Here is a 15,662-nt window from a genome sequence, read left to right as displayed (position 1 = left end):
CCCCAGGACGGCAACCCTCCGCCTGGGCCTTGCCACGATGGACCGCTGGACCTGGCTGGCCCTGGGGGTGGCCGTGCTGGGTACTGGCCTGCGCTTCCTGGCCTTGGGCCACAAGACCCTCTGGCTGGATGAAGCCTTCAGCCTCTGGATGGCCCGCCAGAGCCTGCCCGATCTGGTGGGCTGGCTCATCCGCATCGACCAACATCCCCCCCTGTACTACGCGCTGCTCCACGGCTGGATGAACCTGTGGGGGGACAGCGAAGCCGGGGTGCGCAGCCTGTCGGCCCTCTGCAGCGGGGGGAGCATCCTGTTCCTCTACGGGGCCGGTCGCCGCCTGGCCGATGCCCGGGTGGGGCTGATGGCAGCGACCCTGCTGGCGCTGGCGCCGTTCCACGTGCGCTACGCCCAGGAGGCCCGCATGTACGCCCTGCTCACCCTCACGGCCGGGGCCGCGCTCTACCTGCTGGCCCGCTTCCTCCAGGAGCCGGGGCGGTGGCGCTGGGGGGTGGGGCTGGCTGTGGCCCAGGCTGCGACCATGCTGACCCACAACACCGCGGCCGCCTTCTTTCCCCTGGCGCTCAATCTCGGCGTGCTGGCCCTGTGGGCCGTGGAGCGTCGCCAGCCGTCCGCTACCCACTTGCCCGGCCTGGATCATCCCGGGTTTCTAAGGCGCTGGCTGGGCTGCCAGGCCCTGGCCCTGCTCCTCTGGTCGCCGTGGAGCTGGGCCTTTGTGGAACAGGCGCGACTGGTGGACCAGGAATTCTGGATCCTGCCCCCCACCCTGGGCACCGTCTGGGCGGCCTTTCGGGACTTCAACGTGGCCCACCTGGGCGCTCCGGCGGGCTTGCCCCTGGCCGCCCTGGGCGCGACGGTGGGGGGGCTGCTGGCCCTGTACGGCCTGTCCAGGCAACGTGGTGGGCTGGGGCTGCTCCTGGCGAGCCTCTTCCTGGTGCCGGCCCTGGGCGAGCTGGCCGTCAGCCTGCGGCGCCCCATCTTCTCGGACCGCACCCTGATCTGGACCGCCCTGGCCTACTACCTGCTGGTGGCCCTGGGGCTGGGGAAGCTGGCCCGGGCAGGCCGAATCCGGCTGGCGGGCGCCGCGCTGGCCTTCCTCCTCGCCCTGGATCTGCTGGGGCTGGGCAGCTATTACCTCTATTTTCAGAAAGAAGAATGGGATGCCGCCGCGGCTTACGTGGCCCGGGAAAGCCGACCGGGCGATCTCCTCCTCTTCCACGCCAGCTGGGTCCAGCTCCCCTTCGACTACTACCTCCGGCGGTATCACGCTGACCCGCAGGCACCCCTGCCGGAGCGCCGGGGCCTGCCGGTGGATCTCTTCGACCGGGGCGTGTTGGAGCCCAAAATGAGTCAGGCGGATCTGCCCCGGCTGGATCGGCTGGTGGCCGGGCGGGAGCGGGTCTGGCTGATCTACTCCCATGAGTGGTACACCGATCCGGAACGCCTGACCCTGCAACGACTACACGAACACTTCTGCCTGGCGGACAAACAGACGTTCGTCGGTCTGGCCGTCTACCGCTTCGAACCGTGCTCCCCGTAACCGCCCATCCTGGCGAAATCGCCAGGAAAAGACTGGCGCCCCTACCGTTGTTTCTTCGTTCCATCTCCACTACACTGATTTCACCTGCCTTGAGCCACGGGGCAAGTGAGGGTCAAACGTGCCCTCCACGACTGGTTTGTGTCTGCCAGCAGATCGCTGGAAGAAGAAAAATTGTGCAAAATTCACATGCCCACGGCACCATTTTTGGGGTATACTAGATATTGTAGGGTACACGTTGTGCGACTCATGATGTAGTCATCGTTGTAGGCCCTCATCGCTTGCCTCATCGCCGCCGGCCTGATGGAAGGCCTCATCTGGTCTCATCCTTTCCTTCTTTCCTGGATTGGGTGTGGATGATATCCCTCCCAGCGGCCATTCCAGTTCGCCAGACCAGGCGTCCTCTGGAAATGGCCTCGAGAGCGCACTGTGTCCCCAGTTATTTTCCCGAAAGGAGCCCTGTCATGTTCAAGCACATTCTTATCCCACTCGATGGGTCCCCCCTGGCGGAATGTGTCTTACCCCATGCAGTGGCATTTGCCCGTACCTTTGGCGCCACGTGTACCCTGGTACACGTGTTGGAAATCACCTCCAACGGCGAGCAAGGCCGTTGTCCAGATCCACTGGAATGGCAGATGCGTCGACAGGAAGCGAAGCGCTACCTGGAACAGGTGGCCAGACGGCTGGATGCCCTCCAGGTGCAGGCGGTTCCCCTCCTCTGTGAAGGGCGGGCAGCGAACTGTATTTTGGACTGTGCCCATCGGGAGGAGGCCGACCTCATCCTGTTGAGCAGCCATGGCTATAGCGGACTGAGCGGTTGGAACCTGAGCAGCGTGGCCCAGAAGGTGATCGTCCGGGCCAACACCGGCGTCATGCTGATCCGGGCCTATCGCACCGGTTCGGCGGAACTGGACACCCTGGCCTATCGCAAGATCCTGGCCCCGTTGGATGGCTCACGGCGGGCAGAATGTGCCCTGGCGCCAGCCTCTTCCCTGGCCCGCCACTTTCAGGCGGAGCTGCTCCTGGCCCACGTGGTACGGAAGCCGGAAGTGCCCCGACGGACGCCGCTATCGCCGGAAGAGCAGGAGCTGGTGGACCGGCTGGTGGCCCTCAACCGGCAGGCTGCCCAGGAGTACCTGGAAAGCCTGCGCAGCCACATGGGCGCAGGCACAAAGATCCAGACCCGGCTGGCCGTGGCGTCTGGCGTGGCCACCTACCTGCACGAGCTGGTGGAGTCGGAGCAGGTGGACCTGGTGGTGATGTGTGCCCACGGCTATTCGGGGGAAACCCGCTGGCCCTTCGGCAGCATCGCGGCCAGCTTCATCCTCCACGGCACCACCCCACTCCTCTTCGTCCAGGATCTGCCCCGGGACCAGGAAATCCTGACCCAGGCCGAGCAGGCCGCCGTGGAGCAGGCGCCGGCCGACCGCTCCTTTGGCGCTCAAGGCGAGCGCCAGGCAGGTGGCCCTGCCCTTGCCGGCGACATCCTGCAACATCTGGAAGTGCTGAGCTAAACGGGGAATGAGGGCGTTTTTGTGCTGTGCTGCGCCGCGTTGTGGCGCAGCACAGTGACGGACGCAGCAAGCAGCGCCCCTACAGTGGCATCCGATGGGCGCCCCCCGACGATTGTGAACCATACCCCTGTTATTTCCGCGCGTTGACGCCAGACCCCATCTTGAGTAGACTGAAGGTGACACGCCTGGCCCGGTGAGCCCATGGGCCGGGCGGCTTCCTTTGGGCCGGACGGCGGCCCGCCATCCATCCTTGCTGTGCTGCCAGCGGCAAGCTCCCAGGCACAGCGCCAGCCAGCCACTCAGGAGAATCTCATGAGCGAAAGTACAGCGCTGCCCCGGATCCGGGTTGGGGTCATCGGCGTGGGCCAGATCGGCAAACGGCATCTGCAGAACTACAGCGGCATCGAAGGGGCGGAGGTGGTGGCCATCGCGGACATCAACGAGGCCGAAGCCAAACGGGTAGGTGCGCTCTTTGGCATCCCCAACGTCTACACCGACTTCCGCCAGCTTCTGGCGCGAGACGACATCGACGCGGTGGATGTCTGCCTCCACAACAACTTCCACATGCCCGTCACCGTGGCCGCGCTGGAGGCGGGCAAGCATGTCTTCTGCGAGAAACCCATGGCGGGCTCCTACGTGGACGCGGCCCGCATGCTGGAGACGGCCGAGCGCACCGGGCGCAAGCTCAGCATCCAGATCCAGAACCTCTTTGACAGGGAGACCAAGGCAGCCAAGGCCCTCATCGACGGCGGCCACCTGGGCCGGCTCTACCATGCCCGCTCCACCGGCCATCGGCGCCGGGGGCGCCCCTTTGTGGACGGCTACGGCAGCCCCACCTTCGTCCAGAAGCAGAACGCGGCCGGCGGCGCGCTCTATGACATGGGCGTCTATCACATCTCCACCATCCTCTACCTCCTGGGCAACCCTGCGGTGGAACGCATCTCGGGCAAGACCTACCAGGAACTGGAGATGGACGAAGCCCGGCGTGAACTTAGCGGCTACAACGTGGAGGAGCTGGGGCTGGGCTTTGTGCGCATGGCCGACGGTATCACCCTGGACATCATCGAAGCCTGGGCCATTCAGCTGGACACCATCGAGGGCTCCAGCGTGGTGGGGACTCGGGGCGGCGTGCGCCTGAAGCCCTTCGGCTACTTCCACACCATCGGCGACCTGGACCTGGTCTCCACCGCCGACCTGGACCGCTTCCAGTTCCGGCTGCACACGGTCCGGGGCCACGGCGACGCCTACGATGGGCCTCAGCAGCATTGGATCGCGGCCCTGCAGGGCCGGGTGGAGCTGCTGCCTACAGCCCAACTGGCCCTCAACACCATGCTCATCTCTGAAGGCATCTACCTGTCGAATCAGCTGGGCCGGGAGGTGACCGCCGATGAGGTGCGAGAGGCGTCGGTGTCCACCGCGGTGATGGTGTGAGGAGAGAAGACTGAAGATTGAAGATTGAAGATTGAAGATTGGGGCGGGGATGGACGTTGGGGATCCCCGCCCCTGTGCTTTTGCGGTTCTCCTCGGCAACCGGTCCAGCAGCGCGTTTCTCCCCGGTTAGCACTCCTTTATCTTGGCCCCTTTCTGAATCATGACATATCATAAGGGGAAGTGATTTCAGACATGGGCGCCATGGAGCAAAACAGGGCCATGGTGGCTGTGGCGCGGGATGTTAACAAAATGAAAACAAAACGACAACGCCCGTCATGCAATTTTTGACACAATTAATTGATTTGATCCGTTCAACACTGCAGAATGGCGCCCTGCCCGACCTGGGCGCATGGACGTATGTCTTGCTGGCTCTGTTGGTTGCGGTGGAAGGCCCCATCGCCACCCTGTTGGGTGCAGCGGCTGCCTCCGCCGGCTTCATGCGGCTGGATCTGGTCTTCCTGGCGGCCGCGGCGGGCAACCTGACCGCCGACATCCTGTGGTATGGGCTGGGATACCTGGGCACCGTGGAGCGGCTCTACCGCCATGGCCGCTGGCTGGGCATTCAAAAGCGCCATATCGACCGGCTGGTCCAGGGAATGCACGATCACGCCACCAAGCTGGTGTTGATGGCCAAACTGACTGCCGGGTTCATGATCCCGACCCTGATCGCCGCCGGCCTGGCCCGGGTCTCCTGGCGCAAGTGGTTCCTGCCCATCGTGGTAGGCGAGATGATCTGGACCGGCGCGCTGACTTGGCTGGGCTACCATGCCACCCAGTCCCTCCAGCGCATCGAGGCCAACCTGGAGACCTTTGGCTGGATCGCGTCCCTGGTCTTTGTTGCAGTCGCCCTGTGGTACATCCGCCACACGCTGACCCAACGCACCCGGGCTGAACTGGAAAACGAAACCGAACAGAAAGACGAAACAGAAGAAGATGGGGCCGAAGAACAACGAACTCCCACATTCAAGGAAGGATAAGATGCCTATGCGTGTATTGATTACCGGCCAGAGCTATCACCCAGCCTTCAACGGACAGGCTGTTTTCACCGTCAACCTGGCGGAAGGGCTGGCGGCCCGGGGCCATGAGGTGATGGTTGTGGCCAGCTCAGACTGCAAGCGCCCCTATTGTCAGACACGCAACGGCGTCCAGATCCGGCGGTTGGGGGCCATCTCCTTGAGCCGCTGGCATCGGGATGCAGCCCTCACCCCATTCCCCGATCGGGCCTTGGGCAAGATCCTGCGGGAATTCCGCCCCCACATCGTTCACATCCAGGACCACTACCCCATCAGCCGCAGCGCCGTTCGCCTGGCCCGGCTGCAGGGCATCAAGACCCTTGGAACCAACCACTTCATGCCCCAGAACCTGAAACCGTACCTGGGCTGGCTGGCCCAGGTCGGCGGCGACGCGCTGGACTGGCTCCTCTGGCACTGGATGCTGCACCTGTACAACCAGCTCGATTTTGTGACGGCGCCCTCCCGCACGGCGGTGGCCATCCTCCAACGGGTAGGGTTGACCACGCCGGCCTTTCCCGTCTCCTGTGGGGTGGACGTGGAGTTCTTCCGCCCCCTGCCCCACCTGGATCCCCTGGCCTGGCGCCGCCATTTTCAACTCGCCCCCGACCGCACCGTTTTCCTCTATGTGGGGCGGGTGGATGGTGAAAAGCGCCTGGATATTTTGCTCCACGCCTGCCAGAGGCTGCAGGACACACCGATCCAACTGGCCATCGCCGGCCGGGGAGCCGCGCAGGACGAGCTCCAGCGTCTGGCCCAGAAACTCGGGCTGGGCGACCGGGTCCGTTTTCTGGGTTTCGTCCCCCAGGAAGAACTCCCGGCCCTCCTCAACAGCGTGGATATCTTCGCCATGCCCAGCGACGCGGAACTGCTCAGCATCGCCACCCTGGAGGCCATGGCCTGCGGCCGGCCGGTGCTGGCCGCCCGGGGCCAGGCCCTGCCCGAGCTCATCACCGAGGGGGTCAACGGCCTCCTCTTCCGGCCCGGCGACCCGGCCGACGCCGCCCGACAGATGGCGCGCCTGGTGCAGATGCGGGACGCCTGGGCGCAGATGGGGCAGGCCAACCGTACCAAGGCGGAATTCCACCATGTGGGGAAGACGGTGGAGATCTATGAACAGATCTACGGGAGCCTGGTCTCGGACATGCCGTCGCCGTATGTGTCCGCCCGGCGGCCGAGCCGCCCCATCTTCCCCCGCAAGGTCCAGGAGCTGCTCACCCAGTTCCGCCATTAAGGAGGCAGTTCCCTCAGCGCGCCTGGAACACCTCCGCCGGCACGTCATAGGTCCATCGGCCCTCCGTCACCAGCAGCGCCGCCACCCGGCCGAGCTCGTTGGAAGACTTGGCCGCCGCGCCGCAGCCACCGGCCGCCACAAAAATTTGCCCATCCCCGGCCTCGTCCCGGGCCAGGACGTCGATGTAGGGATGGTCGTGGGCCGTGTAGGTGACCACACAGGGGCGGGTCTGCCAGGAGCGGGCCCGCAGCCCCGGGATCAACGCCTGGAGCACCTTCTTCAGGGCATCGGTCTCCTGGGGATTGCCGGGGCCGTGGAACCAGTCCACCAGCTCGTCGTGGCCCTGACGATAGACCGGCTGGAAGAGGGTTCCGCCGATCTTCAGGTAGACCTTGCCGTCCGGGTAGGGGATGGGCGGCAGCGCGTAGATGGAGTAGAGGATGGGATGGCCGGCCAGGCGGTAGATCAGGGCGGGCATGGCCGCCAGCCGTCGGGCTTCCTCCTCGTCCAATTCGGCCAACAAAATCGACACCGCCCTGGGCCGCAGGTCCAGGGCCCGGGGCAAGAGGTGGTTGGTATAGGCGCCGGCCGCGATCAGTACCTTTTGGGCCGTGTAAGTCTGGCCGGCGTCGGTGGTCAAGGCAACCACACGCCCCTGCTGGCGGATGGCCGTCACCGTCTCCCGCACGATGGTAGCCCCCTGTTGCCTGGCCAGGGTGAGTTGGGCCTGCACCAGGGAGCGGGGGTTGATGTAGCCTGCCCCGCCCTGCTCCCAGAGGCCGGTGGAGCCGGGTGCGAAGCGGAGGAAGGGGAAATGGGCGGCCAACTCGTCGGCCGGTTGGACGGCGAAGTCCGCACCGTTGGCCGTCCCGTGGTCCTGGGCCTGGGCCAGGGTGTCATCCGGCTGGCTGTAGAAGGGGCTCACCCGCAGACAGCCCACCGGGTGATGAAAACGGACGCCGCTGGCCGCTTCGATCTCGGCGTAGGCGGCGATGGAACGGGCCCCCAGCAGGGACCAGACAGAGTCCGGGTCGATGATGCGGGTGATGCGTCCCTGGTCGTAGTGGCTGGCAAAGACGCCGGTGTGTTCCTGCCAGTTGGCCGGTTCATCGGGGCCGATGGCCAGGACCTTCGCCCCTGTGGCGCTCAGGTAGCGGGCGGCGGCCGAGCCGATCAGGCCGTTGCCGACCACGGCGACCTCGTAGGTGGTGGTGTTGGACATGGGCAATTCTCGCTCTGCTTTCTGCCGTCTGGATGGATGTTGAAAATGGCGGGCGTCGGCTGCACCCGGCAGGGGAGCCGACCGGCCCGCGCCGCCATTATACATCGGCAGGGAGCCCTGGCCCATCTGCGGAAAAGCGACGACGGGCGGGCACGGGGGTCCACCCCTACGGGACATGGCTGCCCCACAGTAGGCGCAGCTCGTAGCTGCGCATCCGTTGCCACCCCTTCACCCGCCTGGGGCTGGCACCATCGGGCGGGCACGGCGGCCCGCCCCTACGACATTGGGTTGAGACATTCCCGTATTGACAGCCCTGCACCTGTAACCTAGAATGGCAACATGGATGATGGAGCAATATCACGGCATTCTCCGCTTCATCCTGTTCGAGGCCGAACTCTACCCCGAGGTGGCCCGGATGGCCGAGACCCACACCTTCGGCCGGGGCTTCCCCTGCGGACCCGCCTGTTTGAAGGGCATGCCCGGCGGGGCACCCTCCGACCGGGGCCGGCCCGGGTCCGGGCCCAGGCGTTCATGGGCATGTTTGTGACCCTGGCCCTGCTGCGGCCAGCCTGTGCCCACCTGCTGGAACCGGACGCAGAGGCCACCGCCCGGGAATATATTCAGATTCTGCTGCGCGGCGTGCTGGCCGCGCCGGAAGGCACTTGAGCATGGCCCAACAGCCCCGCACCAAACCTGCGCCTCCAGCCACGCCGGAATCGCCGCCGGGCAAACAGAACGGCCAGCCCACCGGCCCCCTGGCTCCGCCACCGGCCCCGACAGCGGTCGCACCGGCGGAGCCATCCCGACGCCGCCACGGCAGATCGCCGGCGATCCTGGCCATCCTCCTGGTGCTCCTGCTGGCCACCGCCGCATGGTGGATCGGGGCCGGTCGCCCTGCGCCCACGCAGCTGTTGCCCTGGCCCTGGCAGGAACCGGCCGGCCCCCTGGTGGCCTCGGGCACCCTGGAGGCGGATGAGATCCTGGTGGGTTCCGAAATCGCTGGACGCATCGTCAGCCTGGTCCAGGAGGGGCAGCCCGTCCAGGCGGACCAGATACTGGCCCAACTGGACGACTCCCTGATCCAAATCCAGATTCGCCAGGCCAACGTGGCCGCTCGACAGCAGTTGGAGGTGCAGCTGGAGCACTACCGCCTGCGCTCGCCCATCGACGGCGTGGTCATGCGGGTGCCCATGCACGTGGGGGAGGTGGTATCGCCCGGGCAGACGGTGGCTGCGGTCGCGGACTTGAGCAGCCTCAAGCTCACGGCGTACGTCCTGGAGCGGGACCTGGGCCAGGTGCGGGTCGGCCAGCCCGTCGCAGTCACGGTGGATCCCTTCCCCGACCGCACCTTCCCCGGCGTGGTCACCGGCATCAACCAGCGGGCCGAGTTCACCCCCCGCAATGTCCAGACCCGCAGCGACCGGCTAAACCTGGTCTTCGGCGTTCGAATTCGGGTGGAAAACCCCGAAGGCCTGCTCAAGCCGGGCATGCCGGCCGACGCCACCTTCCTGGAACCCTGAACAGGAGCGGCCATGGGCTCCAGGCTCCTCGCCATCATCCGCAAGGAATTCATCCAGATCCGCCACGACCGGCGCACCCTGGCCATGATTGTGGTGCTGCCGGTGATGCAGCTGCTCATCTTCGGCTACGCCATCAACACCGTGGTGGACCACATCGCCACCATCGTCCTGGACGAGGCAGAGGATCCCGACAGCCGGGCCTTTATCGCGGCCCTGGAGAACAGCGTCTACTTCGACGTGGTAGCCAGCGCCCGCTCCCGGGCCGAGCTGGCCGCCGCCATCGACCGGGGGGAGGCCCACGTGGGCCTGCACATCCCGCCGGACTTCGGTCGCCAGCTGTTGCGGGGGGAGGCGGGCGTGGCCCAACTGATTATCGACGGTTCGGATCCCAACACCGCGCAGACGGCCCTCTTTGCCGCCGGCATGGTGGCCCAGGCTGTGGTGCCCCAGCTCCCGGGCCGGGCCGCGCGGGCCGGGGGCCTTCCCCTGGCGGCCGGCCCGGTGGGCGGCATTGATCTGCGGCCGGTGGTGCTCTACAACCCCCGCATGTTGAGTGTCAACTTCATGGTGCCCGGCATCATCGCCCTGATCCTCCAGTTTCAGACCCTGCTGCTGACCGCCTTCGCCATCGTGGGCGAGCGGGAACGGGGCACCCTGGAGCAGCTCATCGTCACGCCCATCAAGCCCTGGGAGCTGATGCTGGGCAAGATTTTGCCTTACACAGCTACCGCATCCATCGCCACGGCCATGGCCCTCCTTGCGGCCCGGGTGCTCTTTGGGGTAACCGTAGCGGGCAGCCTGCTCCTGCTGGCCCTCCTCTCGGTCATCTTCCTGTTGGGCTCCCTGGGCACCGGCCTGCTGGTCTCCACCGTCTCCCGCACCCAGGCCCAGGCCCTGCAGACAGCCATGTTCATCGTCCTGCCCTCCATCCTGCTTTCGGGCTTCCTCTACCCCCGGGAGACCATGCCCTTCGTGGTCCAAAAGCTGGGGCTGCTCATTCCCATGACCTACTACCTGCAGATCCTGCGGGGCATCATGCTCAAGGGGGTGGGGTTGGAGGTGTTGTGGCCCAACGTCTGGCCCCTCACCGTCTTTGGCATCATCGTCTTCACCCTCAGCGCCTGGCGCTTCCAGAAACGGATCGGATGATGGCCCCAGAGAACGTGCCGGAGAACGTGATCGAGGTCCGCCGCCTGACCCGGCGCTTTGGCGATCAGATTGCCGTCAACGGCGTCAGCTTCTCGGTGCGTCGGGGGGAAGTCTTCGCCTTCCTGGGCCCCAACGGCTCAGGCAAGAGCACCACCATCCGCATGCTCTGTGGCATCCTCTTGCCCACCAGCGGAGAGGGCCATGTGCTGGGCTTCGACATTGTGCGCCATAGCGAACAGATCAAGCAGCACATCGGCTACATGAGCCAGCGCTTTGCGCTATACGAAGACCTCTCCGTGTGGGAGAACCTGGAGTTCTACGCGGGGGTGTACAACGTGCCCCGGGGCCAGCGGCGGGCCCGCCTGGAGGAGCTTGTTGCCATGGCCGGGCTGGAGGGGCGGAAGCGCCAACTGGCCGGCCAGCTTTCCGGCGGCTGGAAGCAGCGGCTGGCCCTGGGGTGCGCCATCGTCCACCGTCCCCCCCTGCTCTTCCTGGACGAACCCACCGCGGGCGTGGATCCGGTATCCCGACGCCACTTCTGGATGATGATCCACGGCCTGGCCCATCAGGGGGTGACCGTCTTCGTCACCACCCACTACCTGGACGAGGCCGAGCATGCCAACCGGGTAGCCATGATCTACAACGGCGTCTTGCGGGCCCTGGCCTCGCCGGCGGAGCTCAAGCGAAGTGCACTGCAGGGCCAGTTGCTCAACGTACGCTGCGACGCGCCCTTCGCTGCGGCGACGCTGCTGGAGAGCCTGCCGGGCGTCCACGACGTTGCGCTCCACGGCAACGACATCCACGCGCTGGTGGACGGCGCGGACGGCGTCATGGAGCAGATCCGTGGGGCCCTGGAAGAGGCCGGCATCACCGTCCACGAGATCCAGGCCATTCCGCCGTCCCTGGAGGATGTCTTCATCAGCCTCATCGGCAGCGCCAGATCCCGAGAGAATGGGTGATTTTGTGCCAGGACACGAATGGGGTTCATCTTTGGCAAATGGGCCCTCCTCTGCTATCCTTTCATCCAGTACAGTCGGCGTACATTCCACGGCAAAATTCGGTGGCTCTCCTTCGGCTGGAAGCCACGAACGAATTTCTGCCGGGATTGACTGACAGCCGGCCGTTTCTGTCCCACCCCACGTAGTACCCATGAACCAGCCAAGGAATCCATCTTGATCGACGTCAGCCCTGTCCAACAACTGGCCCAGGCCGTCCACCAGAATGTCTCCCGAGTCATCGTGGGCAAGGAAACAGTGGTCGACCTGTTGCTCATCGCACTACTATGCGAAGGGCACGTGCTGCTGGAAGACGTGCCCGGCATCGGCAAAACCACCCTGGCCAAAACCCTGGCCCGCTCCGTGGGCGGCTCCTTCCAACGCATCCAGTTCACGCCGGACCTGCTGCCTTCCGACATCACCGGCGTGAGCGTCTACAACCAGAAGACCGGCGATTTCGAGTTTCGCCCCGGCCCGGTCATGGCCCAGATCGTCCTGGCCGACGAGATCAACCGGGCCGGCCCCCGCACCCAGTCCGCCCTGCTGGAAGCCATGGAGGAACGTCAGATCACCGTGGACGGCGTCACCCGCCCCCTCCCCTATCCCTTCCTGGTCCTGGCCACCCAGAACCCGATAGAGCTGGAGGGGACCTTCCCCCTGCCCGAAGCCCAGGTGGACCGCTTCCTCATGCGCCTGGACCTGGGTTACCCGGAACGGGAGGAGGAACGCCAGATCCTGCGCCGCTTCCGCACCCAAAACCCTTTGAACGAGCTCCAGCCGGTGGTCACCACCGACCAGATCCAGGCCGCCAACCGCCTCTGCCGGGAGGTCTTCGTCCACCCGGTGCTGGAGGACTACCTGCTGGACCTGGCCCAGGCCACCCGCACGGCGGAGAGCCTCAGCCTGGGCGTCAGCCCCCGGGGCACCCTGGCCCTCTACCGGGCCAGCCAGGCAGCCGCCGCCCTCCAGGGCCGCAACTACGTGATCCCGGACGACATCAAGCAGCTGGCCATGCCCGTCTGGGCCCACCGCCTGGTGCCCGCGCTGGAAACCCGCCTCCACGAGCAACGGGTGGAAGCGGTGCTCCAGGGCATCCTGGAACGGACCCCCGTGCCCGTGGAAGAAGTCTGGCAGGCAGAAACAGAGCCATCATGAGCCGGCTGGGATGGATCACCATCGGCGCCCTGGGGGTGGTGAGCATCCTCCTGCGCCACGAGCTCCTCTTCCTGATCACCGTCATCCTGGCCCTGCTGGCCGCCACCTCTGCCCTGTGGGCCCGCTACTGCCTGCACGCCGTCTCTTACCGGCGCCACTTCGACCACACCCGCCTCTTCTTCGGCGAGGAGACGTACTTCTACCTGGAGGTGGTCAACGCCAAGATCCTTCCCCTGCCCTGGCTGCGCATCGACGACGAGATCCCGGCCGCGCTGGATGTGGCCCAGATCACCCGGGACGAAGAGGAGCCCACCGAGCGGCGACGCATGGTCACCACCCTCTCCCTGCGCTGGTACGAACGGGTGACCCGTCGCTACCGCATCCGGGGAACCCGGCGGGGCGTCTGGCACTTCGGACCGGCTCAGCTCCGCTCGGGCGACATCTTCGGCTTTGAGATCCGGCGCAAGAGCCTGGACACCATCGACCGGGTTGTGGTCTACCCGCGCATGGTGCCCGTCACCCAGCTGGGGCTGCCTGCCCACCACCCCCTGGGTGCCCACCGCAGCCCCCGCCCCCTTTTCGAAGATCCCATCCGCCTGATGGGCGCGCGGGACTATACCCAGGGCGACAACTTTCGCCATATCCACTGGAAGGCCACCGCCCACCGCCAGCGCCTGCAGACCAAGCTTTTCGAGCCTTCCACCACCCACCCCCTGGCCCTCTTCCTCAACGCCGACACCGCCGCGGAGAACCTCTTCGGCCTGGGCCAGGACTGGGACCTGTTGGAGCTGGCCATCACGGTGGCAGCCTCCGTCGGCCGGGAGGCGTGGGAGGCCGGCTATCCGGTGGGACTCTACAGCAACGCCCTCATCGGCGCCCGCCACGTGCGCATCCGCCCTCGCACCGGCCCCCGCCAGCTCCCCATCCTGCTGGAGGCCCTGGCCCGCATCGACAGCCGGGGGCGCTGGCCCATCGCCAACGTCCTCCAGACGGAGACAGCCAGCCTGCCCTACGGCAGTACCGTGGTCCTGGTCACCGCCCTCCTGGACGACCGGCTGGAGCGCCTCCTGCTGGACCTGCCCCGGCGAGAGCTGGGGGTGGCGCTGATCACCCTGGGCCGGGCACGCCCCAGTCGGCCCCTGGTCAACGTCCGCCATTTTCATGTGGGTACGGAGAAGAAGTGGGATGAACTGGAAACGCTGGCACTGGCTGGATGACGGCCTGCTGCCGGCGGGCCTGGCCGTGTTGCGGGCCTGCTGGCTGTGGCCGTGGCTTCGCCTGCTCCAGGCCCTCCTCATGCCGTCCACGCCCCAGGCCGTGGTGCCCCTCCCCTGGCTGGTGGGCCTGCCCCTGGCCGGCGTGCTCACGGTGCGCCTGCTGGTGCCCCCGCCGGACCCGGAAGCCGAGGGCCAGAAGCCGGATGTGCCCTGGCGCGCCCGAATGGCTGCCGCCGTGGCCGGCCTGCTGGCCCTGTTGCTCCTCCTCTGGTGGCAGCTCTACCGGGCCGACGGGCCGCTGTGGGGCACGGCCTGGCTGGCCCACCTGGGGGACGAGCTCATCCACTGGGGAGCCGAGGCGCCGGCCCCGGTGGTCTTGGGCATGGTGGGCGCCTACCTGTGGCTGCGGGGCACCCAGGACGCCAGCCGCCCCATCGCCCACGACGACGTGTGGGGCACGGTGGTGGCAGGTGCTGCCCTCATCGTCCTCTACCTCCTCCTGACCGCGGGCACAGCCCTGGGCACCCTGGTGGACATGACCCGGGTGGTGATGACCTTCTTTGCCGTGGCCATGGCCATGCTGGCCCTGACCAGCCTGAAGATCACCGTGGGCCTGGCCCGGGCCCTGGGCAACCGACGGGGCAGCGCCGCCCGCATGCCCTCCCTCAACCGCTACTGGCTCATCAGCGTGGGTACGGTGATTGCGCTGCTGTTGGGGCTGGGGCTGCTCCTGGGCTGGATCATCGCGCCGGAGCAGATCGCGCAGGTCATGGCCTGGGGAAGCACCGTGCTGGGCTACATCGGCCGGGCCGTGGGCAGCGTGCTGCTGGCCATCGGCTACGTCATCTTCGTCGTCCTCTACCACATCTTCAGGCTGCTGAGCCCCCTCATCTCCCGGCTGCTGAACTTGCTGGGCGAGTCGGAACTGGGCGACACCCTGGAAGAGATGGTCACGCCTACCCCCGAGCCCCTCATGGCCGAGCCGGCGCCCATCCCCGACGCCTATCGCTGGACAGGCCTCTTCGTGGCCGTGGCGCTGCTGCTCCTGGCCTTTGCCCTGGCCCTGCGCCGGATGCGGGCCGTGGCCAGCGAAGAGCCGGACGAGGTGCGGGAGTCCATCCTGAGCAGCGACCTGTTGCAGGAGCAGCTGGCCGGGCTGCTGCGCAACTGGCTGGGCCGCCTGCGCACCGGCGCCCGGGCCATCAGCCCCTTCCTGGCCCTGGACGGGGAGGCGGAAACCCGGCGTGTCATCCGCCAGATCTACCAGCAGTTCCTCCAGCGGCGGCGGGCAGAAGGCCTGCCCCGTCGCCCGCCCCAAACCCCCGCCGAGTACCAGGCCACCCTGGATGCCAGCCTGGGGGATGCCAACCGGCCCGCGGCCGTGATCACCCGGCACTACATCCACGCCCGCTACGCCCAGGATCCCCCCGCTGGCGATGCTGTGGCCGAGGTGCAGGCCGCCTGGGCCGACCTGGAGCAGTCCGCGCCTGGCGACCAGCCCGCCGGCCAGGAGTAGGTCAGCCCCCCGCCATCCTGGTCTTCCCCAGACTGGCCCAACAGATTTCCATCGCCTGCGGCCATGGAGTAGAATAAATGGAAATGTCTATTCCAGACCCGGCTCTGTCCATGCGTCTGGTCCATTCTACTGATCGAGGTTTCATTT

The 15,662-nt window shown here is 66.6% G+C and carries 13 protein-coding genes; 12 read left to right on the top strand and 1 reads right to left on the bottom strand.

The window, feature by feature from the left end; translation table 11 throughout:
• Positions 1 to 37: 37 nt before the first annotated feature.
• The 5 genes from FKZ61_RS09415 (at position 38) to FKZ61_RS09395 (ending at position 6,741) form a co-directional block, all read left to right on the top strand.
• Positions 38 to 1,555: a glycosyltransferase family 39 protein gene (locus FKZ61_RS09415; RefSeq protein ID WP_229964201.1), complete on the top strand. Its 1,518-nt coding sequence runs from the start codon at positions 38 to 40 to the stop codon at positions 1,553 to 1,555.
• 353 nt (positions 1,556 to 1,908) lie between these two features.
• Positions 1,909 to 3,066, top strand: coding sequence for a universal stress protein (locus FKZ61_RS09410; RefSeq protein ID WP_141609858.1), 1,158 nt, complete (start codon positions 1,909 to 1,911; stop codon positions 3,064 to 3,066).
• 312 nt (positions 3,067 to 3,378) lie between these two features.
• On the top strand, positions 3,379 to 4,497 hold the full coding sequence (locus tag FKZ61_RS09405) for a Gfo/Idh/MocA family protein (RefSeq protein WP_211358494.1): 1,119 nt from the start codon (positions 3,379 to 3,381) through the stop codon (positions 4,495 to 4,497).
• 302 nt (positions 4,498 to 4,799) lie between these two features.
• Entirely contained in the window at positions 4,800 to 5,474 is a 675-nt protein-coding gene (locus FKZ61_RS09400) for a DedA family protein (protein WP_170199502.1), read from the top strand.
• A gap of 7 nt (positions 5,475 to 5,481) precedes the next feature.
• A complete protein-coding gene (locus FKZ61_RS09395) occupies positions 5,482 to 6,741 on the top strand; it encodes a glycosyltransferase (protein ID WP_170199500.1) in 1,260 nt (419 codons plus the stop codon).
• A 13-nt stretch (positions 6,742 to 6,754) separates the two neighbouring features.
• On the opposite strand, the gene FKZ61_RS09390 is transcribed toward FKZ61_RS09395, so the two are convergent.
• On the bottom strand, positions 6,755 to 7,963 hold the full coding sequence (locus tag FKZ61_RS09390) for an NAD(P)/FAD-dependent oxidoreductase (protein ID WP_170199498.1): 1,209 nt from the start codon (positions 7,961 to 7,963) through the stop codon (positions 6,755 to 6,757).
• 531 nt (positions 7,964 to 8,494) lie between these two features.
• On the opposite strand from FKZ61_RS09390, the gene FKZ61_RS23930 reads away from it, so the two are divergent.
• From FKZ61_RS23930 to FKZ61_RS09345, 7 genes are all read left to right on the top strand, one after another.
• On the top strand, positions 8,495 to 8,629 hold the full coding sequence (locus FKZ61_RS23930) for a hypothetical protein (RefSeq protein WP_268251940.1): 135 nt from the start codon (positions 8,495 to 8,497) through the stop codon (positions 8,627 to 8,629).
• A 2-nt stretch (positions 8,630 to 8,631) separates the two neighbouring features.
• Positions 8,632 to 9,483 (top strand): efflux RND transporter periplasmic adaptor subunit, encoded by an 852-nt coding sequence (locus FKZ61_RS09385; protein WP_141609851.1) that lies wholly within the window; start codon positions 8,632 to 8,634, stop codon positions 9,481 to 9,483.
• A 12-nt stretch (positions 9,484 to 9,495) separates the two neighbouring features.
• Positions 9,496 to 10,632 carry an ABC transporter permease gene (locus tag FKZ61_RS09380; RefSeq protein WP_141609849.1) on the top strand — a complete coding sequence of 379 codons (1,137 nt, stop codon included), beginning with the start codon at positions 9,496 to 9,498 and terminating at the stop codon, positions 10,630 to 10,632.
• Positions 10,629 to 11,591 carry an ABC transporter ATP-binding protein gene (locus FKZ61_RS09375; RefSeq protein ID WP_211358493.1) on the top strand — a complete coding sequence of 321 codons (963 nt, stop codon included), beginning with the start codon at positions 10,629 to 10,631 and terminating at the stop codon, positions 11,589 to 11,591. The genes FKZ61_RS09380 and FKZ61_RS09375 overlap by 4 nt, the downstream gene beginning before the upstream one ends.
• Positions 11,592 to 11,804: 213 nt before the next feature.
• The gene (locus tag FKZ61_RS23925) at positions 11,805 to 12,782 is read left to right on the top strand and encodes an AAA family ATPase (protein ID WP_268251939.1); all 978 of its coding nucleotides are present in this window, start codon (positions 11,805 to 11,807) and stop codon (positions 12,780 to 12,782) included.
• A complete protein-coding gene (locus tag FKZ61_RS09350) occupies positions 12,779 to 13,999 on the top strand; it encodes a DUF58 domain-containing protein (protein ID WP_141609847.1) in 1,221 nt (406 codons plus the stop codon). The genes FKZ61_RS23925 and FKZ61_RS09350 overlap by 4 nt, the downstream gene beginning before the upstream one ends.
• The gene (locus FKZ61_RS09345; RefSeq protein ID WP_141609846.1) at positions 13,968 to 15,515 is read left to right on the top strand and encodes a DUF4129 domain-containing protein; all 1,548 of its coding nucleotides are present in this window, start codon (positions 13,968 to 13,970) and stop codon (positions 15,513 to 15,515) included. The genes FKZ61_RS09350 and FKZ61_RS09345 overlap by 32 nt, the downstream gene beginning before the upstream one ends.
• Positions 15,516 to 15,662 lie beyond the last annotated feature (147 nt).

It is taken from the genome of Litorilinea aerophila (assembly GCF_006569185.2).
Taxonomy (GTDB): domain Bacteria; phylum Chloroflexota; class Anaerolineae; order Caldilineales; family Caldilineaceae; genus Litorilinea; species Litorilinea aerophila.
The sequence above is the reverse complement of the archived record's forward strand: the minus strand, read 5'-3'. Positions and strand labels throughout refer to the sequence as shown.

Bases quoted from the DNA above. Each gene is read 5' to 3' on its own strand.
- FKZ61_RS09415 (WP_229964201.1), top strand. From the start codon at position 38: ATGGACCGCTGGACCTGGCTGGCCCTGGGGGTGGCCGTGCTGGGTACT.
- FKZ61_RS09410 (WP_141609858.1), top strand. From the start codon at position 1,909: ATGATATCCCTCCCAGCGGCCATTCCAGTTCGCCAGACCAGGCGTCCT.
- FKZ61_RS09405 (WP_211358494.1), top strand. From the start codon at position 3,379: ATGAGCGAAAGTACAGCGCTGCCCCGGATCCGGGTTGGGGTCATCGGC.
- FKZ61_RS09395 (WP_170199500.1), top strand. From the start codon at position 5,482: ATGCGTGTATTGATTACCGGCCAGAGCTATCACCCAGCCTTCAACGGA.
- FKZ61_RS09390 (WP_170199498.1), bottom strand. From the start codon at position 7,963: ATGTCCAACACCACCACCTACGAGGTCGCCGTGGTCGGCAACGGCCTG.
- FKZ61_RS23930 (WP_268251940.1), top strand. From the start codon at position 8,495: ATGGGCATGTTTGTGACCCTGGCCCTGCTGCGGCCAGCCTGTGCCCAC.
- FKZ61_RS09385 (WP_141609851.1), top strand. From the start codon at position 8,632: ATGGCCCAACAGCCCCGCACCAAACCTGCGCCTCCAGCCACGCCGGAA.
- FKZ61_RS09380 (WP_141609849.1), top strand. From the start codon at position 9,496: ATGGGCTCCAGGCTCCTCGCCATCATCCGCAAGGAATTCATCCAGATC.
- FKZ61_RS09375 (WP_211358493.1), top strand. From the start codon at position 10,629: ATGATGGCCCCAGAGAACGTGCCGGAGAACGTGATCGAGGTCCGCCGC.
- FKZ61_RS09350 (WP_141609847.1), top strand. From the start codon at position 12,779: ATGAGCCGGCTGGGATGGATCACCATCGGCGCCCTGGGGGTGGTGAGC.
- FKZ61_RS09345 (WP_141609846.1), top strand. From the start codon at position 13,968: ATGAACTGGAAACGCTGGCACTGGCTGGATGACGGCCTGCTGCCGGCG.